This is a genomic window from Arthrobacter sp. 10L424 (assembly GCF_056395325.1).
Genome location: NZ_JBFTJH010000002.1, coordinates 396183 through 419896 on the forward strand (window position 1 = coordinate 396183; position 23714 = coordinate 419896).

General features: G+C 66.7%; 25 protein-coding genes. 13 read left to right on the plus strand and 12 right to left on the minus strand.

Annotation, left to right across the window (positions count from 1 at the left end; translation table 11 throughout):
* The first annotated feature begins 86 nt into the window (after positions 1-86).
* The 5 genes from AC1DC5_RS05005 (at position 87) to AC1DC5_RS05025 (ending at position 4960) form a co-directional block, all read left to right on the plus strand.
* Positions 87-788: a GntR family transcriptional regulator gene (locus AC1DC5_RS05005; protein WP_476864420.1), complete on the plus strand. Its 702-nt coding sequence runs from the start codon at positions 87-89 to the stop codon at positions 786-788.
* Between the two features lie 191 nt (positions 789-979).
* Positions 980-2005: a LacI family DNA-binding transcriptional regulator gene (locus AC1DC5_RS05010; protein WP_441404806.1), complete on the plus strand. Its 1026-nt coding sequence runs from the start codon at positions 980-982 to the stop codon at positions 2003-2005.
* Between the two features lie 79 nt (positions 2006-2084).
* A complete protein-coding gene (locus AC1DC5_RS05015; protein ID WP_476864421.1) occupies positions 2085-3029 on the plus strand; it encodes a ribokinase in 945 nt (314 codons plus the stop codon).
* 8 nt (positions 3030-3037) lie between these two features.
* Entirely contained in the window at positions 3038-3508 is a 471-nt protein-coding gene (locus AC1DC5_RS05020; RefSeq protein WP_476864422.1) for an RpiB/LacA/LacB family sugar-phosphate isomerase, read from the plus strand.
* An 84-nt stretch (positions 3509-3592) separates the two neighbouring features.
* Positions 3593-4960, plus strand: coding sequence for an MFS transporter (locus AC1DC5_RS05025; RefSeq protein WP_441404803.1), 1368 nt, complete (start codon positions 3593-3595; stop codon positions 4958-4960).
* A gap of 95 nt (positions 4961-5055) precedes the next feature.
* On the opposite strand, the gene AC1DC5_RS05030 is transcribed toward AC1DC5_RS05025, so the two are convergent.
* Complete coding sequence (locus AC1DC5_RS05030; protein ID WP_476864423.1) at positions 5056-6093, minus strand: bile acid:sodium symporter family protein; 1038 nt, start codon at positions 6091-6093, stop codon at positions 5056-5058.
* 134 nt (positions 6094-6227) lie between these two features.
* Between AC1DC5_RS05030 and AC1DC5_RS05035 the strand changes: the two genes are divergently transcribed.
* The 7 genes from AC1DC5_RS05035 to AC1DC5_RS05065 all read left to right on the plus strand — a co-directional run bounded on the left by AC1DC5_RS05035 (position 6228) and on the right by AC1DC5_RS05065 (position 12527).
* Positions 6228-6902 (plus strand): GntR family transcriptional regulator, encoded by a 675-nt coding sequence (locus tag AC1DC5_RS05035; RefSeq protein ID WP_476864424.1) that lies wholly within the window; start codon positions 6228-6230, stop codon positions 6900-6902.
* Positions 6899-8317, plus strand: coding sequence for an amidase (locus AC1DC5_RS05040; RefSeq protein WP_476864425.1), 1419 nt, complete (start codon positions 6899-6901; stop codon positions 8315-8317). Before AC1DC5_RS05035 ends, AC1DC5_RS05040 begins: the two co-directional genes overlap by 4 nt.
* Before the next feature lie 172 nt (positions 8318-8489).
* Positions 8490-9290 carry a transporter substrate-binding domain-containing protein gene (locus tag AC1DC5_RS05045; protein WP_476864426.1) on the plus strand — a complete coding sequence of 267 codons (801 nt, stop codon included), beginning with the start codon at positions 8490-8492 and terminating at the stop codon, positions 9288-9290.
* Positions 9291-9298: 8 nt separating this feature from the next.
* Entirely contained in the window at positions 9299-10000 is a 702-nt protein-coding gene (locus tag AC1DC5_RS05050) for an amino acid ABC transporter permease (protein WP_476864427.1), read from the plus strand.
* Positions 9997-10746 carry an amino acid ABC transporter ATP-binding protein gene (locus AC1DC5_RS05055; RefSeq protein ID WP_476864428.1) on the plus strand — a complete coding sequence of 250 codons (750 nt, stop codon included), beginning with the start codon at positions 9997-9999 and terminating at the stop codon, positions 10744-10746. Before AC1DC5_RS05050 ends, AC1DC5_RS05055 begins: the two co-directional genes overlap by 4 nt.
* Complete coding sequence (locus AC1DC5_RS05060) at positions 10747-11535, plus strand: fumarylacetoacetate hydrolase family protein (RefSeq protein ID WP_476864429.1); 789 nt, start codon at positions 10747-10749, stop codon at positions 11533-11535.
* Entirely contained in the window at positions 11532-12527 is a 996-nt protein-coding gene (locus AC1DC5_RS05065) for a DUF4862 family protein (RefSeq protein WP_476864430.1), read from the plus strand. The genes AC1DC5_RS05060 and AC1DC5_RS05065 overlap by 4 nt, the downstream gene beginning before the upstream one ends.
* Here the strand turns inward: AC1DC5_RS05065 and AC1DC5_RS05070 are convergent.
* The 8 genes from AC1DC5_RS05070 to AC1DC5_RS05105 form a co-directional block, all read right to left on the minus strand.
* Positions 12510-13562, minus strand: coding sequence for a HoxN/HupN/NixA family nickel/cobalt transporter (locus AC1DC5_RS05070; protein ID WP_476864431.1), 1053 nt, complete (start codon positions 13560-13562; stop codon positions 12510-12512). The genes AC1DC5_RS05065 and AC1DC5_RS05070 overlap by 18 nt on opposite strands.
* Positions 13562-14383 (minus strand): urease accessory protein UreD, encoded by an 822-nt coding sequence (locus tag AC1DC5_RS05075; RefSeq protein WP_476864478.1) that lies wholly within the window; start codon positions 14381-14383, stop codon positions 13562-13564. The genes AC1DC5_RS05070 and AC1DC5_RS05075 overlap by 1 nt, the downstream gene beginning before the upstream one ends.
* Before the next feature lie 116 nt (positions 14384-14499).
* Positions 14500-15117, minus strand: a complete 618-nt coding sequence (gene ureG, locus AC1DC5_RS05080; RefSeq protein WP_441404792.1) for an urease accessory protein UreG — start codon at positions 15115-15117, stop codon at positions 14500-14502.
* A gap of 33 nt (positions 15118-15150) precedes the next feature.
* Positions 15151-15840 (minus strand): urease accessory protein UreF, encoded by a 690-nt coding sequence (locus AC1DC5_RS05085; RefSeq protein ID WP_441404791.1) that lies wholly within the window; start codon positions 15838-15840, stop codon positions 15151-15153.
* Positions 15821-16303 (minus strand): urease accessory protein UreE, encoded by a 483-nt coding sequence (gene ureE / locus AC1DC5_RS05090; RefSeq protein WP_476864432.1) that lies wholly within the window; start codon positions 16301-16303, stop codon positions 15821-15823. Before ureE ends, AC1DC5_RS05085 begins: the two co-directional genes overlap by 20 nt.
* Positions 16304-16322: 19 nt before the next feature.
* The gene (gene ureC, locus AC1DC5_RS05095) at positions 16323-18122 is read right to left on the minus strand and encodes an urease subunit alpha (protein WP_476864433.1); all 1800 of its coding nucleotides are present in this window, start codon (positions 18120-18122) and stop codon (positions 16323-16325) included.
* The gene (locus tag AC1DC5_RS05100) at positions 18119-18448 is read right to left on the minus strand and encodes an urease subunit beta (RefSeq protein ID WP_476864434.1); all 330 of its coding nucleotides are present in this window, start codon (positions 18446-18448) and stop codon (positions 18119-18121) included. The genes ureC and AC1DC5_RS05100 overlap by 4 nt, the downstream gene beginning before the upstream one ends.
* Positions 18449-18457: 9 nt before the next feature.
* A complete protein-coding gene (locus tag AC1DC5_RS05105) occupies positions 18458-18760 on the minus strand; it encodes an urease subunit gamma (RefSeq protein ID WP_476864435.1) in 303 nt (100 codons plus the stop codon).
* Between the two features lie 176 nt (positions 18761-18936).
* Here AC1DC5_RS05105 and AC1DC5_RS05110 point away from each other — a divergent pair, with 176 nt between their 5' ends.
* The gene (locus AC1DC5_RS05110) at positions 18937-20394 is read left to right on the plus strand and encodes an MFS transporter (protein WP_476864436.1); all 1458 of its coding nucleotides are present in this window, start codon (positions 18937-18939) and stop codon (positions 20392-20394) included.
* A 38-nt stretch (positions 20395-20432) separates the two neighbouring features.
* Here AC1DC5_RS05110 and AC1DC5_RS05115 read toward each other — a convergent pair whose 3' ends face one another.
* Genes AC1DC5_RS05115 through AC1DC5_RS05125 form a run of 3 tightly spaced genes read right to left on the minus strand, consistent with a single transcriptional unit; the run spans position 20433 to position 23652 of the window.
* Positions 20433-21272 (minus strand): sugar phosphate isomerase/epimerase family protein, encoded by an 840-nt coding sequence (locus AC1DC5_RS05115; protein ID WP_476864437.1) that lies wholly within the window; start codon positions 21270-21272, stop codon positions 20433-20435.
* Positions 21269-22483 carry a dihydrodipicolinate synthase family protein gene (locus tag AC1DC5_RS05120; protein ID WP_476864438.1) on the minus strand — a complete coding sequence of 405 codons (1215 nt, stop codon included), beginning with the start codon at positions 22481-22483 and terminating at the stop codon, positions 21269-21271. Before AC1DC5_RS05120 ends, AC1DC5_RS05115 begins: the two co-directional genes overlap by 4 nt.
* On the minus strand, positions 22483-23652 hold the full coding sequence (locus tag AC1DC5_RS05125; protein WP_476864439.1) for a Gfo/Idh/MocA family protein: 1170 nt from the start codon (positions 23650-23652) through the stop codon (positions 22483-22485). The genes AC1DC5_RS05120 and AC1DC5_RS05125 overlap by 1 nt, the downstream gene beginning before the upstream one ends.
* Positions 23653-23714: the final 62 nt, after the last annotated feature.

Below are 23714 nucleotides of genomic sequence, written 5' to 3' on the forward strand. Positions count from 1 at the left end.
AGCCCCCTACTAAGGATGCATCACTTTCACCGATTGTTCAACAATCCGACAATTAAATCTTGGAACAATCGTGTAGATTCGGCCCCATGACGACTTCCGACGCGGGAACCCGCGCCCAGGCAGCAGCGCAGGCTGCATCGGCGGCGCGGCTGCGCGTGACGGTTCCCTCGGTGGCGGACCGGGTGGCGGCGGAGCTTCGCCTGCAACTGGCGGAAGGGGTCCTTCTGCCTGGCGCGAGACTGACCGAATCGACCATCGCGGAGGAGCTCGGCGTGTCCCGCAACACCGTCCGGGAAGCCTTTGCCGAACTGGCGGCGGAGCGGCTGGTGGTCCGGCTGCCCAACCGTGGCGTGTTCGTTGCCAGCCTGGGACCGGGGGACGTCCATGACGTCTACACCGTGCGCCGCGCCGTCGAGGTCAGTGCGATCCGGAGCGGCGGCAGTCCGGAGCGGGTGGCAGCCGTCCGTGCCGCGGTCGAGGAAGGCCGGGCTGCGGCGGCGGCCGGCGACGAGGAAGCCCTGGGTACCGCGAACCAGCACTTCCATGGCGCCATTGTGGCGCTGGCGGAAAGCCGCCGGCTGGACACGATCATGTCCCAGGTCCTCGCCGAGATGCGCCTGTTCTTCCACAAGGCCACGCTGGATGCGCACTTCTACCGCGGCTACCTCGACGACAACGAGGAGATCTGCGCGGCCCTGGAAGCCGGCGACCTGGACCGCGCCGGGGACCTGCTGCTGGCCTACCTGGACCGCTCGGAGGCGAAGCAGAAAGCCGTCCACGGGGACTGAGCGCGCCGGATCGGCGCCGGCGATGCGAGGTCCGCGGCCCCCGCCTTCACGACCGGCCCACGTCAAAAATCCAGCCGAAGACTCCCCATCATTGACAGAACGTAATACCCGTCACATAATTGTGGAACCGATTCCATGGAATCGATTCCATGAGCAGTTTCAAAGGCAGTCCCACAACGAGGTGCGCAGCAGTGACAGGACCATCCATCACCATCAAGGACGTGGCGGCACTCGCCGGCGTCTCGCCTGCCACGGCGTCAAGGGTGCTGTCCGGAAACCCGGCCACGTCGCCGCAGTCCAGGCAGAAAGTGGCCGCAGCCGTCACTGAGCTCGATTTCCACCCCAACGCCCAGGCGCGCGCCCTCCGTTCCACCAGAACCAATGTCATCGGACTGCTCGTGTCCGATGTGCGCAACCCGTTCTTCGCCGACCTTGCCCATGCAGCCGAGCAGGCCGCCCTCGCCGAGGGACTCGTCACCCTGCTGGGAAACGCCAACGAGAGCATTCCGCAGCAGGACCGGTACCTGGATACCTTCATCTCACAGCGTGTTGACGGCGTAATCGCCGCACCCCAGGGCGAAGGAAGTTCCAGCCTTCGCGCGCTGCTGGAACGGGACATCCCCACCGTGTTCGTTGACCGGACCGTCGACGGCGTCGACGTCCCGAGCGTGACCACAGACAGCGACTCCGGAATCCGCCAGGCCGTCGAGCACCTCGTCCGGCAGGGCCACGAACGCGTCGGGTACATCGCAGGGCCTCAAACCACATCCACCGGTCGGGACCGACTCAAGTCCTTCTCCCGCGCGGCCCTGGACTTCGGGCTCAGCACGGACCCGGCCCTGACGTATTTTGGCGACTTCCAGTCCGCCAGCGGCTCCGCCGGCGCGCACCACCTGCTGGGCCTCACGCAGCCGCCGACCGCGCTACTGGCCGCCGACAGCCCCATGGCCGTCGGAGCCCTGGCCACTTTGAACCGGAAAGGGCTGCGGATCGGCCGGGACATGGCCCTCATTGCCTTCGACGACATCGAATGGTTCTCGCTCCTGGATCCCCCGCTGACCGTCATCTCCCATGATGTGGAGGCGATGGGCCGAACCGCTGTGAGGCTGCTGCTCGAGGTCATCGACGGACGGAGGCCCGAATCGGTCGTCCTCCCGAGCGAACTCATTGTCCGTGCCTCCTCGGGCACTGCGGACCCCACCCTGGGACAGCCGTGACAGCAGCAGCACCTTTCCGTTCAGCGCCTCTGGTTTTGCCCTTGGGGCACCATCCATCACCACCGAAGGAGCAGGTCTAATGAACACGGTTTTTGTGGTCGGCAGCCTCAATATCGACCAGAACATCCGCGTGCGAGCCCTGCCCCGGGCGGGCGAAACCGTCCCGGGATCGGACGCAACGTTTAGCCCCGGCGGCAAGGGCGGCAATCAGGCCGTCGCCGCGGCCAGGGCCGGCGCCACGGTGAAATTCACCGGCGCAGTGGGCGATGATGCCCACGGCCGCCGGATCCTCGAGGTCCTCTCCGAGGCCCGCATCGACACCGGCCATGTGCGGGTCAGCGGCACCGCCGCCACGGGAACAGCCGTCATTGCGGTCGACGACCAGGGCGAAAACCAGATCATCGTCAGTCCCGGCGCAAACTCCGGGGTCACCGCCGGCGACGTCGAAGCCGGACTCGCCGCCGTGCGCGCCGGCGACGTCCTGGTCCTTCAACTGGAGATCCCGGCGGCGCTGGTCCGGCAGGCCGCGCGGACCGCGAAGGGCCGCGGGGCGTTCGTCATCCTCAACGCCGCCCCCGCTCCCCGGGAGATCGACGGACTGCTCGACGACGTCGACCTCCTGGTGGTGAACGAACAGGAAATCGAAGTCCTGGCGGGCCTCGCCGGGATACGCGGGAGCCACCTGGACCTCGTCCGGACGCTCCCGCCAATCCTTGGTCCGGCCATCATCTGCACCGCCGGCGCAGAAGGCTCCCATACGGTCCTCGACGGCAACCCTGTGCACGTCCCGGCGACGGAGGTGGCCGCCAAGGACACCACGGGAGCCGGCGACACGTTCGTGGGCTACCTCGCCGCGTCCCTGGCCGGCGACCCCCGCGGACTGCCTGCCGCAATGGTTCACGCCACCCGCGCTTCGGCTCTCGCAGTCACGCGCAACGGCGCTATGGAATCGATTCCATGGCGTCGTGAAGTACAGGCGTCCGCGCCGCTCCCCGCAATGCCCAGCCTCGTCGTCCCGAACTAAGGAGACCCATGAAAATCGCACTCGGCAACGATCACGCCGGCTTCCCCCTGAAGGCGTTTGTCCAGTCAGTCCTGGAGGACCTCGGCCACGAGGTCATCGACTGCGGGGCCCCCAGCGAAGCCCCCGTCGACTTCCCGGACATCACCCGCGCCACCTGCGATCTGGTCCGCTCCGGCGAGGCGGAGCGGGCAGTCCTCGTCTGCGGGACCGGCGTCGGTGCCGTCATGGCGGCGAACAAGATCCCGGGGATCCGCTGCGCACTGGGCCACGATGTCTACTCCGCCCACCAGAGCGTGGAACACGACGACGCGAACGCCATCGCCATGGGCGCCTGGCTGATCGGCCGGGCCACCGCCAAAGAAGTCCTCCAGTCCTTCCTCGACGCGAAGTTCGACAACGACGAGGACACCATCCGGCGGGTCCAGAAGCTGCGCGAAATGGAACTCGAGGGAGCACGGGAACTGGCCGCCGAAATCTGACCGACCGGTCTGCACGACAAACGTATACCTGGCCTTCGGCACACTGCCCAGGGCTGTCCAGCAATATCAAAGGAGATATAGAACATGACGGCAGAAATCACCGATCGGCCGCGCCAGGCCGCCCACGGTTCCCCCGGAAAGATCAAGACCGCGATGGCTTCGGCCGCCGGTACGTGCGTGGAAAACTACGACTTTGTCGCTTACGGCACGGCCGCGGCCCTGTACTTCGGCAAGGTCTTCTTCCCCAACACGGACCCCGTGGTCGGAACGCTCCTGGCCTTCGCCACCTTGGCGGTGGGATTCCTGATGCGGCCCATCGGCGGAGCCGTCGGCGGATACCTCGGCGACAAGTACGGCCGCAAGCCAGTGCTCGTCGGCGCGCTGCTGACCATGGGCATCGCCACCGTCCTGATCGGCTGCCTCCCCACCTACGCCCAGGTCGGCATCGCTGCGCCCATTCTGCTGGTCATCATCCGGATGATCCAGGGCCTCGCCTTCGGCGCTGAATGGGGCGGCGCCGTCATGATGACGTTCGAGCACGCACCGTGGAAGCAGCGCGGCCGTTTCGCCGCCATCCCGCAGGCGGGCAACCCGCTGGGCATCACCTTGGCCAACGCCGCGTTCCTGCTCTCCGCCTCCCTGCAGACCGACTGGGCCTGGCGGCTGCCGTTCCTCGCCAGTTCCGTCCTGATCGTCGTCGGCCTGGTTGTCCGGATGAAGCTCGAGGAATCCCCCGAGTTCGAACACACCAAGGCCATGGGCGCGATCGTCAAGAACCCGCTGACCACCGTGATCAAGAACGACTGGCAGAACATCCTGCGGGTGATCTCACTGCGGATCGTGGAGAGCTGCGCGTACTACGTGACGGCCACTTTCCTGCTGTCCTACATCGCGAAGAACAACCCCGACGACCGGGCCATCGGCCTCACCGGCATTGTGATCGCCAGCCTCCTTGCCATCCCCGTCACACTGATCGCCGGCGCACTGACCGACCGGATCGGCCGCCGCAAGCTCTACCTCGGCGGAACCATTGCCGTCATTGCCTTCGGTTTCCCGATGTTCCTGCTCAGCAACACCGGCAACCCGTTCCTGATCGTCCTGGCGTTTGTGATCGGCATCGGCATCATCCACGCGACGTTCACCGGCACGCAGGGCGCCTGGTTCGCGGAGCTGTTCCGGACCAACACCAGGACGTCCGGCGCCTCCATCGGATACCAGGTCGCCGCGTCGATCTCCGGATTCGCGCCCTTCCTGGCCGTGCTCCTGGCCTCGGTCTTCGGCTGGGCCGGCGGCGCCTCGCTGTACGTCCTGGTGGGTGTCATCGGCTTGATCGGCGTGCTGAACACCCGCGAAACCTGGGGCGCCAAGGAAAAGGCTGAAGTCGACGCCATCATCGCCGGCGAGCCGGTCGCCGTCGCCGCTGGCCGGTCGGAGGATTCCGCCGTCCGCTAGCGGCAGGGCGCAGGGACGCGGCCCGGGCCCGCCCCTCGTGGGGTGGGTCCGGGCCGTGTCCGTTGGCTGCCCGACGGCGGCTGCCGCATGGGGCGTCAGGCCGCCACTTTGCCCGGCTCCAGGGCAGCCGCCGCATCCGGAACCGGCGCCGCACGTTTCGCCATCCGCCGCGCAATGACGGCACAGAGCACCAGCTGCATGGCGTGATACATGATCACGGGCAGGATCACGACGCCGGCCAGCGGACCAGGGAAGAGGATCGCCGAGATGGGCAGTCCCGCGGCGAGGCTCTTCTCGGAGCCGCCGAACATGATCGCGGTGGCATCCGCCCGGTCGAAGCGCATCTTTCGCGCCACGAAGAACGTGAGAGCCAGCATCAGGCCCAGCATCAGCGCACAGATTCCGGCTGCCACGACCAGCTGGTGCCGCGGCAACCGGTCCCAGACGCCGTTGGCCACCGCAGTACCAAAGGCCGCATACACCACCAGGAGAATGGCCCCGCGGTCCACCAGCTTCAGGGGCGCGGACCGGCGCTCGGCCCAGCGGCCCAACCGCCGGTTCAGCAGCTGGCCCAGGAGGAACGGCACCACGATCTGCAGCACGATCCGGAGGGCCGATGCGGCATTCATGCCACTGAAGGAGCCGAGGAACAGCGCCACGAGCAGGGGCGTCACCACGATGCCCAGCAGATTGGAGATCGAGGCGGCGCACACCGCAGCGGCGGTGTTTCCCCGGGCAATCGTGGTGAACGTGACGGCGGTCTGGACGGCTGTCGGCAGCATCGTCAGAAACAGCAGGCCCGCGACGAGTTCCTGCGTCAAATACCAGGATGACCCGGCGGCCACACCCAGTCCCAGCAAGGGGAAGAAGACAAAGGAGAACCCCGCGATCAGCAGATGGAGCCGCCAGACCCGCAGCCCGCCCACCGCCTCAGCCGTCGAAAGCCGCAGTCCGCTGATGAAGAACTGGACGGCTATCGCCGCCGTTCCCGCCACGGAGAGGACCCCCTGGGCGGCGGCGTTCGGGGGCAGCAGTGACGCAGCGAGCAGCGTCAGCAAGAGCGCAACTACAAACGGATCCAGCCAGGAGAACCGGCGGCGGAACCAGCCCGCCGCGCGTCGAACAGCATTCATCAGGTTTCCTTCGGATCGACAAGTGCAACTAAGAATACTGTAGACACTTATACAAAAAGACGAAATGTGTAAACCTTGGGTAAAATCCGGACCTAACAGCTACCGGGTGAATCTGTAGACAGTAGTCTTTAACGATGATCCTGCAGGAAAGCCTCGTCTCCCTCGCCGCAAATGAGATCCGGAAGCTGATCGTCAGCGGGGAACTGGGCCCGGGCGACAAACTGAACGAACCTCCCCTCGCCGAGCGCCTGGGCATCTCCCGGCCGCCGCTGCGCGAAGCCCTCCGGGTGCTCGAAAGCGAACGCCTCCTGGAGCAGACCCCCCGCCGCGGCTACCGCGTAGTAGCAATGACCGACGCCGACGTCGAGGAGATCTACTCGCTGCGGCGGGCACTGGAGATGTTCGCCCTCGACCTGCTGCTGGCCCAGCACGACGCGGCCTCCTTCGACGCCCTGGACCCGATCATGGCCACCATGCGCGCGGCCGCAACGCGCGGCGACAGCGCCGGCGTCGTCCAGGCCAATGTCCAGTTCCACACCGGAATCGTTGAGGCGGCCGGGCATGGGCGGCTGACCGACGCATACCGGACCCTTATGCTCCAGATGCAGCTGAGCATGGCGGCGAACGTGCGCAGCGAGGCCCGCACCAAAGGCGATTTGACCAAGGGCTGCGACCGGCACGCCGCCCTGCTGGAGTGCTTACGCACCGGCGACGCCGACCGGATCCGGCGGGAATTCGCGGAACATGGCGAGCGGGACTACCTGGACCGGAACGCGGTAGCAGGCGGCACCCCGGCGGCCAGCGCATGACGGCCCCGCTCCTGGCAGCGCTGAACACTGGCTTCCCCGACGCCACGGCGATCGCCGACGCTGTGCGCGGCGGCTCCCGCACCGCCGTCGACGTTCTGGCCGAGGCCCGCGCCGCGTCCGCCCGCGCATCAGCGCTCAACGCCTTCATCACGGAGGACTGGGACGCGGCGGAAGCCGCTGCCGCGGACCTCGACCGACGCCGTGCTGCCGGCGAAGCGCTCGGCCCCCTGGCCGGCGTTCCGTTCAGCGTCAAAGACGTGATTGCCGTGGCCGGGCTACCGGTGACGGCAGCCAGCCCGGCGTTCGCCAAGACGGTGGCCACAACGACGGCGCCCGCGGTGCAGCGCCTGCTGGACGCCGACGCGATCATTCTCGGCAAAACGAACTGCCCCGAGTTTGCGTTCGGTATGACCTGCGACAGCCCGCTTCTGGGCCGGACCACCAATCCGCGCTTCCCGGAAACCACCCCGGGAGGATCCAGCGGCGGCGAAGCGGCCTCCCTTGCGGCCGGCATCTCCGCCCTCGGTGTCGGCACGGACTTTGGCGGGTCCGTGCGCTGGCCGGCACAATGCGTTGGCGTTGCCGCCCTGCGCCCCGGACTGGACACGATTCCCGGCGACGGCCAGGTACCTGGCGCAGGCGGAAACTTCGGCACGGACGGGACCGTGCCGGCCGCCGGCCCCGGAATGCAGGGAGCCTTCCAGACCATCGGACCCATGGCACGCTCTGTTCGTGACCTCCGCACGGCTTTTCTGGTGATGTCCGGGCTGCCCGACGCCGGGACGGTCACCGCTTCCGGGCAGCCCGGCACGCGCAAACTCCGCATCGCCTGGACCGACGCCGCCGTGCTGGGGCCGGTGCGCCGGGAGGTCGCGGCCCTCATGGAACGGCTCGCCGCCCGGCTGGCTGCGGAAGGCCACGACGTCCACCACACCCCTGAACTGCTCGCCGACTGCCTGCCCAGCTACAACACCCTGCGGGCGGTCGATCCGATGCTGGACCACGCGGCCGCGGTCACGGGCCTCGAACACAAGATCACAGCGGCAAACCTGCAGACCATCACTGCATCCCTGGCGGCGCCCCAGGCGGACGTGGAGCAGGCCTGGCGCGCAGCGCAGGCGGCCCGGGCCGCCGCCGTCCATCACATCACGGCCTTCGACGTCGTCCTGCTGCCCGTGGCCGGCGGGCCCGCCTCGGACCCGGACGGGCAGCTGGACATCGACGGCCGGGCCGTGGAGGGCTGGGAAATAATGGGACACTGCCGCGCCGTCACCCTGACCGGCTGCCCCGCCGTGTCGCTGCCGGTGGCGCTCTCCGCCGAAGGCTGGCCGTTGTCGGTACAGGTTGTGACCGGACCCGGCGGCGAGCTATCGGCCCTGGAGTTCGCCGCGCAGCTGGAAATCCTCGGGCTCTGACCGCGGCGTCTGCAAGCCCTGGCAGTATCTCCGATCGTAAGACTGTCTACAGAATTCACAATTTACAAACCGGAAACGAAGCAGGCGGTTTCCCGACACACAGGAGCCATAGCGTCTTACTCGTCAGGCCAACATCACTGGCACCGAGATCACTGAAAGTGGGACGCACCGCATGTTTTCACCCAAGAGCAAGGCCGCCCTGGCAGCAGCGTTGGCCGCACTGGCCCTGTCCGCGACGGGCTGCTCCGCCAGCACCAGCGCCGCCGCTGACTCAACAGCCAAAGAGAAGTTCACCATCGCCACCAGCGGCACGTTCCGCCCCATCACCTTCTCCGAAAGCGGCAAGCTGACCGGGTTCGACATCGAGGTCGGGACACTGATCGCCGACAAGCTGGGCATGGAGGCGGAGTTCGTCGAGGGCCAGCTGTCGGGGCTGCTCCCGGGCCTCAACAGCGGAAAATTCGATGCCGTCATGTCTGGCCTCACCATGACCGAACCGCGCAAGCAGTCCATCACGTTCTCCACCCCGTACCTCGCAGACGGCGCCGTCGCTGTCGTCTCCAAAAGCAACTCCACCGTCCAGGACGTGAGCAAGCTCGACGGCCTCAAGGTGGGGGCAATCGGCGGCTCCGGCACCGAATCCGACGTCAAGGGCATCGGCGGCTTCAGCGAGCTGAAGGCCTACCCGGGCGCCCCCGAAGGCTTCTCCGACGTAGCCGCCGGCCGCATCGACGTCTTTGCCACCGGCCGGATCGCAGCCGAGAACTTCATGAAGAACTCGCCCACGGCCTCGGAGCTGAAGATCGTCGGGGACGTCTACGGAACCAAGGCCGCCGGCGTCGGCCTGCCGAAGAACGACACCGAGATGAAGCCGAAGGTGGACAAGATCATCGCCGAACTCAAGGCTGACGGAACCCTGGCGAAACTGAACCAGAAGTGGTTCGGCTTCACGGTCGAAATCCCGGCGGGGTAACCAGCGCCATGAACGTCTCTGAGCCCGGCGCTGTTGCCGCCGAATACTTCCCGATCTTCCTGAGCGGCGCCCTCACCACCCTGGGCATCGTGGCGGCAGCCATAGTCTGCGCCACGGTCCTCGGCTACGTGATCGCGACTCTGCGGCTCTCCCGGATCCGGGGCCTGCGGATCTTCGCAGCAGCCTACGTCTGGTTCTTCCGCGGCCTGCCGCTGATGTTGTCGCTGTTCTTCTTCTACTACACCAAACCGTTCGGGCTGACCCTGGACGCGTTCACCGCGGGCCTGATCGCCATGAGCCTGAACTCGGCGTCGTTCTTCTCGGAAATCATCAGGGCCGGGCTCAAATCGGTCAACACCGGACATCTGGAGGCCGCGGACTCCGTCGGCATGAATCCCGTCCAGAAATTCCTGCGCGTCACCGGCCCCGAAGGGATCCGGCTCATGACGCCGCCCTACATCAACAACTGCATCATCATGCTCAAGGAATCGGCGCAGATCTCCGTCATCACCGTGCCGGACCTCATGCTCCAGGGCCAGAAGGCGTACAACTCCACCTACAACGTGATGGAAACACTGGGCGTAGTCGCCGCGATGTACCTCGTGATGACCAGCCTCCTCATGGCCCTGCAGGTCGTCATTGAGAAGAAGACCGGCCGCAAGATGGGCACCACAAAATCACTGCGCGAGGCTGTAGGGAGCATGGCATGATCAGCATCACCGGATTGACCAAGAGCTACGGCTCCAAGGAAGTGCTCAAGGACGTTGACCTGCGGATCCTGCCGGGCGAGGTGGTGGCCATCATCGGCCCCAGCGGCGCCGGCAAGAGCACCCTGCTGCGGTGCATCAACATGCTGGAGGTTCCCGACTCCGGGCGCATCCACGTGGACGGCCGGCAGGTGTTCTACACGCCCAATGCGCGCGGGAAGCTGGGTGTGCTGGACCAGTTCCGGCTGACCTGGCTGCGCCGGGAAATCTCCATGGTGTTCCAGCAGTTCAACCTCTGGCCGCACCGGACAGTGTTGGAGAACCTGCTGGAAGGGCCGGTCATTTCCAAACGCCAGAAGAGGGCCGACGCCGAGCCCCGCGCCCTGGAGAAGCTCCGCTCCGTGGGCCTCGAGGAAAAGGCCGATGCCTACCCGGCGGACCTCTCCGGCGGACAGCAGCAGCGCGTGGCCATCTGCCGGGCCCTCATGATGGATCCCAAGGCCATCCTCTTCGACGAGCCAACCTCGGCCCTTGACCCCGAACTGGTCAACGAGGTCTTGGACATCATGGCCAAGCTCGCCCGCAGCGGCATGACCATGGTGATCGTGACGCACGAAATGAAATTCGCCCGGGAAGTGGCAGACCGGGTGATCTTCATGGAACACGGCGGGATCGTCGCGGAAGGGCCGCCGGAAGAGGTCTTCCAGCACCCGCGGCTCCGCGTCTACGCCTCGCATTTGAGCCACTAAGTGGCACGCTACCCGTTCTCCCTGACGACGACGGCGGCCCGTGCGGCTTCCAGTGGACACCCGCACGGGTCCGCGCGTCCGGACGTCCGGCCGTTCCTGAGCTGTGACGCCCTCCCGGGCGTGCAGCTGCCGGGCCAGCTGATCGGGATCGGGGAGAACTTCTGGCCCGGGACCGCCGGAGGCACCGCCCCGTACCGGCGGTCCCGGGACCGGATCCCCCTGGTTTTCGGCAAGTTTCCGGGCAGCCTCGCCGCCGACGGGCAGGAAATCATGCTGGACCCGGACCTTTCGGCCACAGTGGTGGCAGAAGGGGAACTGGCCGTGGTGATGGGACGGACACTCAGGGACGCGGCCGGCCCGGAGGACGCCCTGTCCGCCGTGGCCGGCGTGACCGTGGCCAACGACGTGTCCGCCAGGGACCTCCAGGCCGCGGATGTCCAGTCCACACGTGGCAAGAGCCTGGACTCCTTCTGCCCGCTGGGACCGGACCTCGTCACCCTCGATGAGCTGCCCGATCTGCAGGAACTGCGGATCATCACGCGGATCAACGGGGCAGCGGTCCAGGACGCACCCACCGCGGACATGGTGTTCCCGGTGGCAGAGCTCATCATTTTCTGCTCCCGTTTTATGACGCTCTACCCTGGCGATGTCATCCTCACCGGCACACCCTTCGCAGCCGACGAATCCGGCCTGGAACTCCGCCCGGGCGATATTGTCACAGTGGACATTCCCGGCGTCGGGGTCCTGACGAATCCCGTCACGTCCCGCCCTGGGCGCCGGACCCGGTGACGGGATCCCCCGGGCCGCCCACTGGTCTGGTCCTCAGCGCCTACAACGCAGCCCCGGCCCTTGATGCCTGCGACCCGGCCACCGAGACCGCCTATCTCGCCGCAGTCTCCGCCCTTCCCGGAGTGGGCGGCCTCGAAATCCCCTTCTACGGCGACGGATTGCACCGTCACGACAGTGCCGGCTTCCTGGCGTCTGTGCCGCAGCTCCCGCCCCGCCTGCAGTTCACCCTCACCACGATTCCGGACACCATGGACAGCATGGCGCGGGACCCCGCCGTCGGCCTGGCGTCCACCGATCGAACCGGCAGAAAAAAGGCCCTGCGGAACGCCTTCCGGGCAGCCGACGCGGTCCGGCGGTTGAACGACGCCGCCGGACGGCAGGCCGTGACCGCGGTCCACATCTTCAGTTCGCCCCGCCCGGACGCCGCTGGACGGGGGGCCGACGCCGGGGCGCTCCGCACATCACTGGCTGAACTGGCAGGCTACCGCTGGGACGGCGCCCGGCTTGTCCTGGAGCACTGCGACGCGGCGGGCGGCCACGGGCCCGGCATCAAGGGGTTCCTCCCGTTGGAAGACGAGATCTCGGCGACGCTGGCCGCCGGGGCGGGGACCGGACTCGCCGTGAACTGGGCCCGTTCGGTCATAGAACAGCGCGACGCTGCTGCGCCGGTTCGGCATGCCCGGCTGGCTTTGGAGGCCGGAGTACTGGCCGGCGCAGTCCTGTCCGGATGCGCCCCGGTGGACACGGCCTTCGGTCCGGCCTGGGACGATGTCCACCTCCCGCCTGCGCCAGTGGCGCACGCTTCCCTCCTCACCGCGGCGCGGATCCGTGACTTTGCCGCCGTTCTGCAGCGCCCCGGTTCCCCAGCTCCGCCGTACCGCGGCCTGAAGGTCTCAGCCCCGCCCGGCTCGGACTGGCAGGAGCGGGTCGCCGTCGTGGCGGCTTCGCTCGCAGCGGGCCTGGCCGCCGGCTGGCTAGTTTCCCCGGCGTGAGGCGGGCAGCCGCCCGCGCACGGAGGCCAAACCCCAGACCATCAGCAGGCAGGCGACCAGCAAGAGACCTGCCTCGCCCAGGTCGATCCCGCCCAGCCAGGTGGTGACCGGATCCTCGAGCCCGAATGCTGCGTTAAAGAAGCCACCCAAGGTGATGAACGAAATAAACAGGGCCGACATCGCGGAGATGCCGGTGATCAGTGCGTTGAAGCCCAGGCGCCGTTGGGGGTTGTGGATGGCGGAGCTGTACATCCGCATCATGGCAACGCCGTTGGTGGTGTCGCACAGTGTCATGGCCGCGGTGAATGCCAGCGGAAGCGCCAGGAGGGCCAGCGGGGAAACCCCTGCCAGGGAGGCCGCCGTCGCCATGACCAGCAGCCCGATGGTGGTGGCGGTGTCGAACCCCAGGCCGAAAAGGAACCCAAGGACGTAGATGTTCCGGGGCCGCTGGACCCCGGCCAGGGGCTTCGCCAGCAGCCGGGCAACGAATCCCCCGGCCTCAAGGTCGTGGTCCCGCACGTCTCCGCCGGCCTGCACGCTCCGGTAGGCCCTCGCGGCCCGGAGGAAGGCGGATCCGTTGAACAGCCCCATGGCAAGCAGGAAAATCCCGGAGACGCCGCTGCCGATCAGTCCCAGCACAAGGTTTCCTGTGGTGCCGTCCTCCATAAACTGTCCCACCATTGCGGCGCCGCCCACCACAAGGAGCCCGGCCAGGATCACCACCGAACTGTGGCCCAGGCTGAACGCGAAGCCGACGCTCACCGGGTCCTTCCGCTGGGCCACGAACTTCCGGGTCGAATTGTCGATGGCGGCGAGGTGGTCCCAGTCGTAGCTGTGCTTGATGCCGGCCATATAGGCAGTCAGCACCAGGCCAAGAGCCAGCGGCTCCCCCGCCGTCACCAGACCGGCCAGGAGAAGCACGACGGCGGCCGCGTGCAGGGCAACGACGGCGCCGAAGGTCACCAGCAACCTGGTCCGCAGCGGGAGCTGCTCGCGCTGACGGTACATGGCGGCGAACTCGGTCAACGTCGTCATCAGTATTTCCTTAGGTCCAGGGGCGCCGTGCCATGCCACCGCCGACGGAGCAGGGCGCTGCACGCGCCCAGCAGCCTGTTTAGTTCTTCGGTGCTGTTCGAGAGGGACCGGAGAACAAGGCCGCTGATGCCATCAACTGTGGCAGTCAGGGAGACTCCTGTGTAGGCGTCATGCCCGTCGGTCAGCACATGCAGTTCGTCGGCGAGTGCCTGGTCGACGCGGCGATCGACAACAATCAGCGATCCCACATGGCTGAAGCCCTCCATGAACCCCAGGCCGGTGACGTCGTGCTGCGGCGGCCGGATCAGCAGGTTGTCGAGCGCCAGCAGCCCGCCGGATTCGATGCGGATTTCGGTCCGGAGCCGCAATTCCTCGTAGCGGAATGACGCCCCGTCCGGCGACCAGCCGGGGGTAATGACCTCGGACATGACCAGGCTCGACGTCGGGTGCAGGGTGATGTGCGTGTTCTGCCGGTAGCTGGCCTCCCGGTAGGCGATCACCTGGTCCGGAGCCAGCTCCAGCTGCGCCCCCGACCCCAGCCGCAGGCGCATCCGCTGCTCGGCAAACGAACCCGGCGTCCGGTAGATCTTGGTGGCCGACTGTGTGGTCAGCAGCAGCTTCGCACCCTCCGCCACCTCCACATCAATGACATAGAGGTCGGCCCCCAGATACGCCCCGCCGGGATTCACCACCACATAACAAACCTGCCCGGAATCATCCAGATAATGCGGCCGCAAAACCCGCAAGGCGCCTTGATGAAACTGCTGCGACGCCACCGACTTTCCTGCCCGGTCAGTGACGACGAGCTGGAGCTCCCCCATCGGCGACTTAACCGCTGAGGCGGCGAGGCCGGATTTTGGGGCCGCGGCGTGGCGGGCACCGCGAAGCGGGCACGGCCCCAAATCCGGCGCAGCCGCCGGACTCAGCCGTACGGCGCTCATGACGCCAGGTCGAGCATCAGGACATCGCGCCGCACCCATTCGATGACGCGCTCCAGCCCTTCGTCGGTCTTGAGGTTCGTGAAGCAGAACGGCTTCCCGCCCCGGAATTCCTTGGAGTCCCGCTCCATGACGGAGAGGTCCGCGCCGACGTGCGGCGCGAGATCGGTCTTGTTGATGATGAAGAGGTCGGACTTGATCATGCCCTGGCCGGCCTTCCGCGGGATCTTCTCGCCCTGGGCCACGTCGATGATGTAGATGGAGAAGTCCACCAGTTCGGGGCTGAACGTTGCAGAGAGGTTGTCCCCGCCGGATTCCACGAAGATCACCTGCAGGTCCGGGTGCCGTTTCTTCAGCTCCTCGATGGCCGCGGTATTCATGGACGTGTCCTCGCGGATGGCGGTGTGCGGGCAGCCGCCGGTTTCCACGCCGATGATCCGGTCGATCGGGAGGATCCCGTTCGCCGCGAGGATCTTGGCGTCCTCGATGGTGTAAATGTCGTTGGTGATGGCGGCCATGGAGATTTCCCGGCTCATGTGGCGGGTAAGGCGCTCCACGAGCTGCGTCTTGCCGGCACCCACCGGGCCGCCGATGCCGATTTTGATGGGTTCAGACATATTCTTCTCCAGACATATTTCTAAGGTGTGCGGTTAGCTCATGAACATGCGGGCACGCTGTCGCTCGTGCCGCATCTGCGAAATTTCGAGTCCGGGACTGACCGCGCCAAAGTCGGACCGGTCCAGCTGCCCGGCGCGTTCCACCGCGGCAGCGACGTCGTCGGACGCTTTCCGCAGCAGCCGTTGGCCGGCGTTCTGGCCCAGCGGGATCGCCCGGACGGCGTTCTGCGTCAATGTCGTGGCCGTGGCGAACAGGTAGGCGGCCAGGGCCTCGGGGAACGGGACACCCAGGGACCGCGCGACGACGGCGAACGCCAGCGGCTGATGGCCGGCGGCGCGGCCGGAACCCACCAGCTGCCGGTACTCGGCCAGCTCAGCGGACGGAAAGATCCCGGCGCCGATCTCCAGCAGCCGGCCACCCATCTTGATGCTTGCCTCGCGCAGCTGCCGCGGCAACAGCTGTGCTGTCAGCAGCGAATCCAGCTCCGCTGGCGCGTCACCCTCGTAGAGGAACCGGATCGCCAAGGCGTCCGAGTACGTGAGCTGCTGCGACATGAATGAGGCCAGCCACACCCCGAAAGACGCTTCATCCCGCACCAGGCCGCGCTCGATGTAAGTCTCAAACCCGAGCGAGTGGGCAAAGGCCCCGGTGGGCAGCGCAGAATCCGTCAGCTGCTGCAGCGCGAGCTGGTAGGACGCCGGGCTAGTGCGAGTGTTCGGCATGGCGGAAGGGGACGGGCAGTACGCGCTCCTGGCGGTCATAGGGCGCTCCGACGTGTTTCAGGTAGTCCTCCACTGTGTGGTCGTACTGGCAGACCATCACCGCTGCCCCATACTCCGAGGAGTGGTCGAAGAACTGGGCCTGCAGGTGCCGGTTGCCGAGCGAATGCGCCACCACCCCCATCTCGTGGATGGAGCGCGGCGCGATCACGAGGACATCGGTAGGCAGCACCGACACCACGATCATGTTGGTCTCCGCTAAGTGCAGGATGTCGCCGTCGCGCAGGTCCCCGGAACCGGAGGGGAGGCGGATGCCGAGGTCCTTGCCGTGGTCGGTGGTGACGCGCTGGACGCGTTTGACCAGCTGGGCGCTGGGCAGCACCACTTTTTCCCGGTGCAGCCCGAAGTAGGGGTCAGGACCGGGGGGAAGGTCGTGGGTGTTGCCGAGGACCTTTTCGATGATCATGCCTGTCTCCTCCGGGAGCCTAGAAAAGGAAGTAGCGCTGCGCCATGGGCAGCACGTCGGACGGTTCGCAGGTGACGTCCTCGCCGTCGACCGTCACCCGGTACGTTTCCGGGTCCACCTCGATCTCCGGGGTGGCGCCGTTGTACTTGAGGTCCGCCTTCGTGAGGCCGCGGATGCCGGACACGGGCCGGATGACCTTCTCGAGTCCCAGCTCCGCCGGGACCCCGGCGTCGATGGCGGCCTGGGAGAGGAACGTGATGGAGGACTGCTGCAGGGCCTTGCCGTAGGCGGCAAACATGGGCCGCATGGTTCGCGGCTGCGGGGTGGGGATGGAGGCGTTGGCGTCCCCCATCAGCGCGTAGGCGATCTGCCCGCCTTTGAGCACCAGTTCCGGCTTGACGCCGAAGAACGCCGGATCCCAGAGCACCAGGTCCGCGAACTTTCCCACCTCCACCGAGCCGATGGAGTCCGCCATGCCCTGCGCGATGGCGGGGTTGATGGTGTATTTCGCCACGTAGCGTTTCAGGCGGAAGTTGTCGCTCTCTGCGCCCAGGCCTGACTCCGCCCCGTGCACGCCGCCGTCCGGGTCCTTCAAGACACCCCGCTGCCGCTTCATTTTGTCGGCCACCTGCCACGTGCGGATCACTACTTCGCCCACCCGGCCCATGGCCTGGGAGTCCGAGGAAGTGATCGCGAAGATCCCCAGGTCCTGCAGCACGTCCTCGGCGGCGATGGTTTCGGCGCGGATGCGGGAGTCCGCGAAGGCCACGTCCTCCGGGATGTCCGGGTTGAGGTGGTGGCAGACCATAAGCATGTCCAGGTGCTCTTCGATGGTGTTCCGGGTGTACGGCAGCGTCGGGTTGGTGGAGGCCGGCAGGACGTTGGGCAGCCCGGCGATTTTGATGATGTCCGGGGCGTGCCCGCCGCCGGCGCCCTCGGTGTGGAAGGTGTGGATCACGCGGCCGTCGATGGCCCGGATGGTGTCCTCCACGAAGCCGCACTCGTTCAGGGTGTCGGTGTGGATGGCCACCTGGACGTCAAATAAGTCCGCTACCTTGAGCGAGGTGTCGATCGAGGACGTCGTGGAGCCCCAGTCCTCATGCACCTTCAGCCCGATCGCACCGGCGCGGATCTGCTCAGCCAAAGGCTCGACGGCGGACGCGTGCCCCTTGCCGAACAGGCCGATGTTGATGGGGAGCCCTTCGGCGGCCTGCAGCATCCGCTGGATGTGCCATTTGCCGGGTGTGACGGTGGTGGCCTTCGTGCCCTCGGCCGGGCCGGTGCCGCCGCCGATCATGGTGGTCACTCCGCTGCACAGGGCGGCGGGAACCTGGTCCGGGGAGATGAAGTGGATGTGGGAGTCGACGCCGCCGGCGGTCAGGATCTTCCGCTCGCCGGCAATGATTTCGGTGCTGGCCCCGATCACGATGTCCACGCCGTCGGTGATCTGCGGGTTGCCGGCCTTGCCGATCCGAAAGATGTGGCCGTCCCGGAGCGCCACGTCGGCCTTGTAGATGCCGGTGTAGTCGAGGATCACGACGTTGGTGATGACGGTGTCCGGCAACCCGCCGCCGGAACCGATACTGCCGGATCCGATACCGCCGGGATCACTGCTCCCGTCCCCGTCCCGCGTCAGCTGGCCGTTCTGGCCCATGCCGTCCCGAATCACCTTGCCGCCGCCGAACACGACCTCCTCGCCGTACACGGTCAGGTCCTTCTCGATCTCGAGGAAAAGATCAGTGTCGGCCAGTCGGATGGCGTCGCCCGTCGTCGGGCCGTACAGGTCCGCGTACTGCCTCCGGGACAATTCGAAACTCATCTGCGTGCGCTCTCTATCGGGGACAATCGGCCGTTGACCGCGTTACTGAGGCCGTAGACCTCGCGCCGGCCGGCCAGTTCGATCAGCCGGACGGTCTTGCTGTCCCCCGGCTCGAAACGGGCTGCCGTGCCCGCCGGGATGTCCAGGCGCCGGCCGTAGGCGGCACGGCGGTCGAACGACAGGGCGGCATTCGCTTCGGAAAAGTGGAAGTGCGAGCCCACCTGCACGGGACGGTCACCGGTGTTCGTCACCACGACGTCGATCGCCTCACGCCCCGCATTGACCGGCACAGGCTCCGCGCCGAGAACGTACTCTCCGGGAATCATGGTGGGCTCCTAACGGATCGGATCGTGGACGGTGACGAGTTTGGTGCCGTCCGGGAACGTGGCTTCAATCTGGACGTCGTGGATCATCTCCGGCACGCCCTCCATGACGTCCTCGCGGCCGAGCAACGTGGTGCCGTGGCTCATCAGGTCCGCGACGGTCCGGCCGTCCCGGGCCCCCTCGATCAGTTCGTAGCTGATGATGGCCACCGCCTCCGGGAAGTTCAGTTTCAGTCCGCGCGACTGGCGGCGGCGGGCAAGGTCGGCCGCGACCACGATCATGAGCTTTTCCTGCTCACGGGGCAGCAGATGCATGACGGAATCCCTTCACACCGGCGGTCGCGGGGCCTGGCGGCGCCGCGGTGTTGCCAGCGTAGACGGGCAACGTTTCCTGCAGGTTTCCTTATGTCACAAACTCGTGCCGGCCTGCTCACTGCCCGACCGGCCGGCGGCCGTTTCCGTGCCCGGCAGTTGTCAGTACACTGGGTCGCATGACCGAGCAGGAACCGGCCCTGCCAGGGGCCGCTGCGGCTCCCGACCACAACGTTGACCTCCGCGAGGACGTGGCCGGCAGCCCCCTGCCGGCCGCCATCGACACGACGTTGCGCAGTCCTGCGGAGCGGTCCCGCACCTTTGCCGGGATCCTGGTGAACACCGCGCTGGCCAACATCACCACCAGCTACCTGTGGTTCGCCTTGACGTTCTGGGTGTACCTGGAGACGCGCAATGTGATCGCCACCGGGGTAATCGGCGGGGCGTACATGCTGTTGATCGCCCTTTCCAGCATCAGCTTCGGCACCTTCGTGGACCGCTACCGCAAGCTGGCAGTGATGCGCTTTGCCGCCGGGTTCACCCTTGTGATGTTTGTGCTCGCCGGGGTGATGTTCCTGCTGACCCCCACGGCCTGGCTACTGGACTTGGCACAGCCCTGGTTCTGGGTCTTCGCCCTGATCATCCTGGTCGGCGCGGTGGTGGAAAACATGCGCAACATTGCTCTCTCCACGACGGTCACCATCCTGATCGAACCGGATCGCCGGGCCAACGCGAACGGGCTGGTGGGCATGGTGCAGGGACTGATGTTCATCGTCACCTCGGTGCTCTCCGGACTCTCGGTCGGGCTGCTGGGCATGGGCTGGACGGTCGCCGTCGCCGTGGTGCTCACGGTGCTGGCATTCGCGCACCTGCTCACGCTGCGAATGCCCGAGGAAGTGCGCGCTGCCGCCACGGACGCGCACGGCGGATTCGACCTGCGCGGCTCCTTCGCGGCCGTGCTGGCCATTTCCGGACTGTTTGCGCTGATCGTCTTCTCGACGTTCAACAACTTCATCGGTGGCGTCTACATGGCGCTGATGGATCCCTACGGCCTGGAGATGTTCCCCGTGGAGCTGTGGGGGACGTACTTCGCGGTGGGCGCCACCGGGTTCATCGTGGGCGGCGCGCTGATCGGCAAGTTCGGGCTCGGGTCCAACCCATTGCGCACCATGCTCATCGCGGTAGTCCTGATGGGGGTCCTCGGTGCGGTGTTCACGCTGCGTGAGTGGGCCTGGCTCTACATTGCCGGCATCTGGCTGTACCTCGTCCTGGTCCCCTTCGTGGAGGCCGCCGAGCAGACGGTCATCCAACAGGTGGTGCCCCTGAACCGGCAGGGCCGGGTCTTCGGATTCGCCATGGCGTTCGAGTCAGCGGCGGCACCGATCACCGCGTTCCTTATCGCGCCGATCGCCCAGGTCTGGATCATCCCGTTCGCGCGTTCCCCTGAGGGTGCCGCCCAGCTGGCCCCGCTGCTGGGCGAGGGCACCTCCCGCGGCATCGCCCTGGTGTTCCTGGTGGCCGGGATCATCATGATCGTGGCCGCGTTGCTGGCCTTCCTGACCCCGGTCTACCGCCGGGTCTCGGCGTCGTATGCGCGGACGGCCGCAGAAGCGTCAGCGACGGCGTCCTCCGGGTAGGCCCGGCAGACGCCGTCGGCGAGGGCTGACGCCGCCGGTCAGGCGTAGGGCAGAACCAGTTCCGCGTACCGGGCTTTCATCGTGGCCAGGGTGCTGTCGCCGTCGGCGTCCCAGATCTCCTGATTGAAGATTTCGACTTCGATGGCACCGGTGTACCCGGCGTCGCGGACCCAGGTGCCGATGGTCGCGAAGTCGATGACGCCGTCGCCCATCATGCCGCGGGACAGCAGGGCGTCCGCCGCTATGGGGAGGTTGAAATCGCACACTTGGTAGGACGCGATCCGGTTCTCGCGGCCGGCGCGTTCGATCTGTGCCTTCAGCTCGGGGTCCCACCAGACGTGGAAGGTGTCGACGGCGACGCCTACAGCCGCCGCATCGTAGGGTGCCGCCAGATCGAGGGCCTGCCCCAGGGTGGAAATCAGGGCACGGTCCGCCGCATACATTGGGTGCAGAGGCTCCAGCACCAGCCGCACGCCGTGTTCGACGGCGAACGGCACCAGATCCTCCAGACGATCGGCCACGCGGCGGCGGGCCGCGACGACATCCTTCTCCCCCGGCGCCAGACCACCGACCACCAGGAAAAGTTCGGAGGTGCCGAGCGCCGCCGCCTCCAGAACGGCGGCCCGGTTGTCGGCGAGGGCTGCTGCCTGACCGGCCGGGTCGACCGCGGTGAGGAACCCTCCCCGGCACAGCGAGGACACCTGGAGTCCGGCGTCGCTGATGAGCCGGGCCGCTTTGTCCAGCCCGGCGTCGGCGACGATGTCGCGCCAGGGCCCGATCGAAGGGATGCCGGCCCGGACACACCCGTCGACAGCCTCTGCGAGGGTCCACTTCTTGGTGGTGGCCGAGTTCAGGGACAACCGTGAAAAGTCGCTCATGTTGCTACTCCATTAATACGAAGGAAATCGGACATCCGGAACGCGGCGTGGTCAGGATTCTTGAGCAATCCGGCCCGGTCTGCCAGTTCGAAAGTTTGGGCCAAGTGGACCACCGAGCGGCCCGAATGCAGCCCGCCAACCATTTGGAAGCCCTGTTGATGTCCGTTCAGCCAGGACAGAAAGGCGATTCCGGTCTTGTAGTAGAACGTGGGCGCACTGAAGATGTGCTTGCCCAGTTCGCGGGTGGAGTCCAGGATGGCACGGCCTTTGGCGGCTTCGCCGTCGTCGTAGGCCTGCAGGGCGGCCGAAGCGGCCGGATAGATCGCCGCGAAGATGCCCAGCAACGCGTCGGAGTGGCGCGTGCCGTCCCCGTCGATGAGCTCCGGATAGTTGAAATCATCGCCGGTATAGAGCCGGACGCCGTCCGGCAGCGCCGCCCGAAGTGAGACTTCATGCGCAGCGTCCAGCAGCGAAACCTTGACCCCGTCCACCTTGTCAGCGTTCTCGCGGATCAGGGTGAGGAACGTCTCGGTGGCCTGGGTGATGTCATCGGATCCCCAGTAGCCGGCCAGGGCAGGGTCGAACATGGTGCCCAGCCAGTGCAGGATGACGGGTTGGTCGACTTCCCGGAGCAGTGTGGAGTAGACGTGCAGGTAGTCGTCCGGACCACTTGCCACCTTTGCCAGGGCGCGTGATGACATCAGAATCACCTTGGGTCCGGCTTCGCTGACAACGGCGATCTGCTCCCGGTAGGCATGCAGGACGGCCTGCACACCGGCTGCCCCGGAGGGCAGGGAATCGATGTCCAGCTGGTCGGTTCCGGCGCCGCAGGAAACGAGGTCCCGGACGGAGCGCCCGGCGGTAGCGGCGTTCCCTCCGGCTGCGACCGAGGCTGCCTCGACGCCGGTGCGCTTGATGAGTTGCTGGGTGGCGGCCCAGTCCAGGCCCATGCCGCGCTGGGCGGTATCCATCGCATCGGCGACGCCCAGGCCGTAGGACCAGAGTTCGTGCCGGTAAGCCATCGTGGCGTCCCAATCGAGCTGAGCGGGTGCGCCGGGTGTGTTGTCGGCGGTGACTTCGGGGATGACGTGCGCAGCGGCGTAGGCCCGGCGGGAGGTGATGGGGGTGGCGGGCTTGGTCCAGCGGGGGGCTGGACTGAGGCGGTACTGGCGGGTTCCGCCGTCGGCGGTGGGAAGGATTAAGGAGGTCATCAGAGCGTGATCTCCGGAACATCGAAGGTGCGGCGTTCCGCCGAGGACTGCAGTCCGAGCTCTGCCAGCTGGACCCCGCGGGCGGCGGAGAGCAGGCCGAAGCGGTGTTCGCGGCCGGCAACGACGTCGCGCAGGAATTCTTCCCACTGCAGTTTGAAGCCATTGTCCAGCTCCGCGTTCGCGGGGACTTCCTGCCACTGGCTCCGGAAGGATTCGGTGACCGGGAGGTCCGGGTTCCAGACGGGCTTGGGTGTGTGGGCGCGCTGCTGCGCGACGCATTTGTTCAGGCCGGCAACTGCCGAGCCGTGTGTTCCGTCAATCTGGAACTCGACCAGTTCGTCGCGGTAGACGCGGACGGCCCAGGACGAGTTGATCTGGCCGATAACGTCGTCACCGCCCGGAGTCTCGAGTTCGAAAATGCCGTACGCCGCATCGTCAGCCGTGGCCTGGTACTCCTTGCCGGCCTCGTCCCAGCGGGCGGGGATGTGGGTGGTCGTCTTGGCGTTGACGCTCTTGACCTTGCCGATGATGCCTTCCAGGACGTAGTTCCAGTGGCAGAACATGTCCGTGGTCATGCCGCCGCCGTCTTCCTTGCGGTAGTTCCAGGAGGGACGCTGCGCGGCCTGGATGTCGCCTTCGAAGACCCAGTAGCCGAACTCGCCCCGGATGGAGAGGATGCGTCCGAAGAAGCCTTCCTCCACCAGTCTGCGGAGCTTGACCAGACCCGGGAGGTACAGCTTGTCGTGCACCACGCCCGCGGTGATTCCGGCTCCCTTGCCGATGCGGGCCAGCTCGATGGCTTCCTCCAGGGTTTCCGCGGTCGGCTTTTCGGTAAAGATATGCTTCCCGGCGTGCATGGCCCGCTTCAGCGTGGCGGCCCGCAGGCTGGTCATGGAGGCGTCGAAGATGACGTCAACGGTGGGGTCATCGATGACGGACTCAAGGTCCGTGGTCCATTCGGAGATCTTGTGCAACTCCGCGAGCTCGCGGATCTTGGCCTCATTGCGGCCCACCAGGATGGGCTCAACCTCGACCTTTGTTCCGTCCTCAAGGGTGAACCCCCCGGCTTCGCGAATCGGAAGTATGGAGCGCAGCAAGTGCTGGCGGTAGCCCATTCGGCCGGTAATGCCGTTCATGGCGATTCGGATCGTCTTCTTTTCGGTGCCCACGGGTCCTCCACGGTTCTTGGCATAAAGCCAGTGGCGTATTTGGGAAAGCGCATTCCCACTCC

Coding starts and splice junctions, on each gene's coding strand:
- AC1DC5_RS05055 (WP_476864428.1), top strand. CDS start 9,997: ATGATCAGCATCACCGGATTGACCAAGAGCTACGGCTCCAAGGAAGTG.
- AC1DC5_RS05075 (WP_476864478.1), bottom strand. CDS start 14,383: ATGGGGGAGCTCCAGCTCGTCGTCACTGACCGGGCAGGAAAGTCGGTG.
- ureC (WP_476864433.1), bottom strand. CDS start 18,122: ATGAGTTTCGAATTGTCCCGGAGGCAGTACGCGGACCTGTACGGCCCG.
- AC1DC5_RS05025 (WP_441404803.1), top strand. CDS start 3,593: ATGACGGCAGAAATCACCGATCGGCCGCGCCAGGCCGCCCACGGTTCC.
- AC1DC5_RS05045 (WP_476864426.1), top strand. CDS start 8,490: ATGTTTTCACCCAAGAGCAAGGCCGCCCTGGCAGCAGCGTTGGCCGCA.
- AC1DC5_RS05120 (WP_476864438.1), bottom strand. CDS start 22,483: ATGACCTCCTTAATCCTTCCCACCGCCGACGGCGGAACCCGCCAGTAC.
- AC1DC5_RS05005 (WP_476864420.1), top strand. CDS start 87: ATGACGACTTCCGACGCGGGAACCCGCGCCCAGGCAGCAGCGCAGGCT.
- AC1DC5_RS05030 (WP_476864423.1), bottom strand. CDS start 6,093: ATGAATGCTGTTCGACGCGCGGCGGGCTGGTTCCGCCGCCGGTTCTCC.
- AC1DC5_RS05115 (WP_476864437.1), bottom strand. CDS start 21,272: ATGAGCGACTTTTCACGGTTGTCCCTGAACTCGGCCACCACCAAGAAG.
- AC1DC5_RS05035 (WP_476864424.1), top strand. CDS start 6,228: ATGATCCTGCAGGAAAGCCTCGTCTCCCTCGCCGCAAATGAGATCCGG.
- AC1DC5_RS05100 (WP_476864434.1), bottom strand. CDS start 18,448: ATGATTCCCGGAGAGTACGTTCTCGGCGCGGAGCCTGTGCCGGTCAAT.
- ureG (WP_441404792.1), bottom strand. CDS start 15,117: ATGTCTGAACCCATCAAAATCGGCATCGGCGGCCCGGTGGGTGCCGGC.
- AC1DC5_RS05020 (WP_476864422.1), top strand. CDS start 3,038: ATGAAAATCGCACTCGGCAACGATCACGCCGGCTTCCCCCTGAAGGCG.
- AC1DC5_RS05085 (WP_441404791.1), bottom strand. CDS start 15,840: ATGCCGAACACTCGCACTAGCCCGGCGTCCTACCAGCTCGCGCTGCAG.
- ureE (WP_476864432.1), bottom strand. CDS start 16,303: ATGATCATCGAAAAGGTCCTCGGCAACACCCACGACCTTCCCCCCGGT.
- AC1DC5_RS05040 (WP_476864425.1), top strand. CDS start 6,899: ATGACGGCCCCGCTCCTGGCAGCGCTGAACACTGGCTTCCCCGACGCC.
- AC1DC5_RS05050 (WP_476864427.1), top strand. CDS start 9,299: ATGAACGTCTCTGAGCCCGGCGCTGTTGCCGCCGAATACTTCCCGATC.
- AC1DC5_RS05105 (WP_476864435.1), bottom strand. CDS start 18,760: ATGCATCTGCTGCCCCGTGAGCAGGAAAAGCTCATGATCGTGGTCGCG.
- AC1DC5_RS05070 (WP_476864431.1), bottom strand. CDS start 13,562: ATGACGACGTTGACCGAGTTCGCCGCCATGTACCGTCAGCGCGAGCAG.
- AC1DC5_RS05110 (WP_476864436.1), top strand. CDS start 18,937: ATGACCGAGCAGGAACCGGCCCTGCCAGGGGCCGCTGCGGCTCCCGAC.
- AC1DC5_RS05015 (WP_476864421.1), top strand. CDS start 2,085: ATGAACACGGTTTTTGTGGTCGGCAGCCTCAATATCGACCAGAACATC.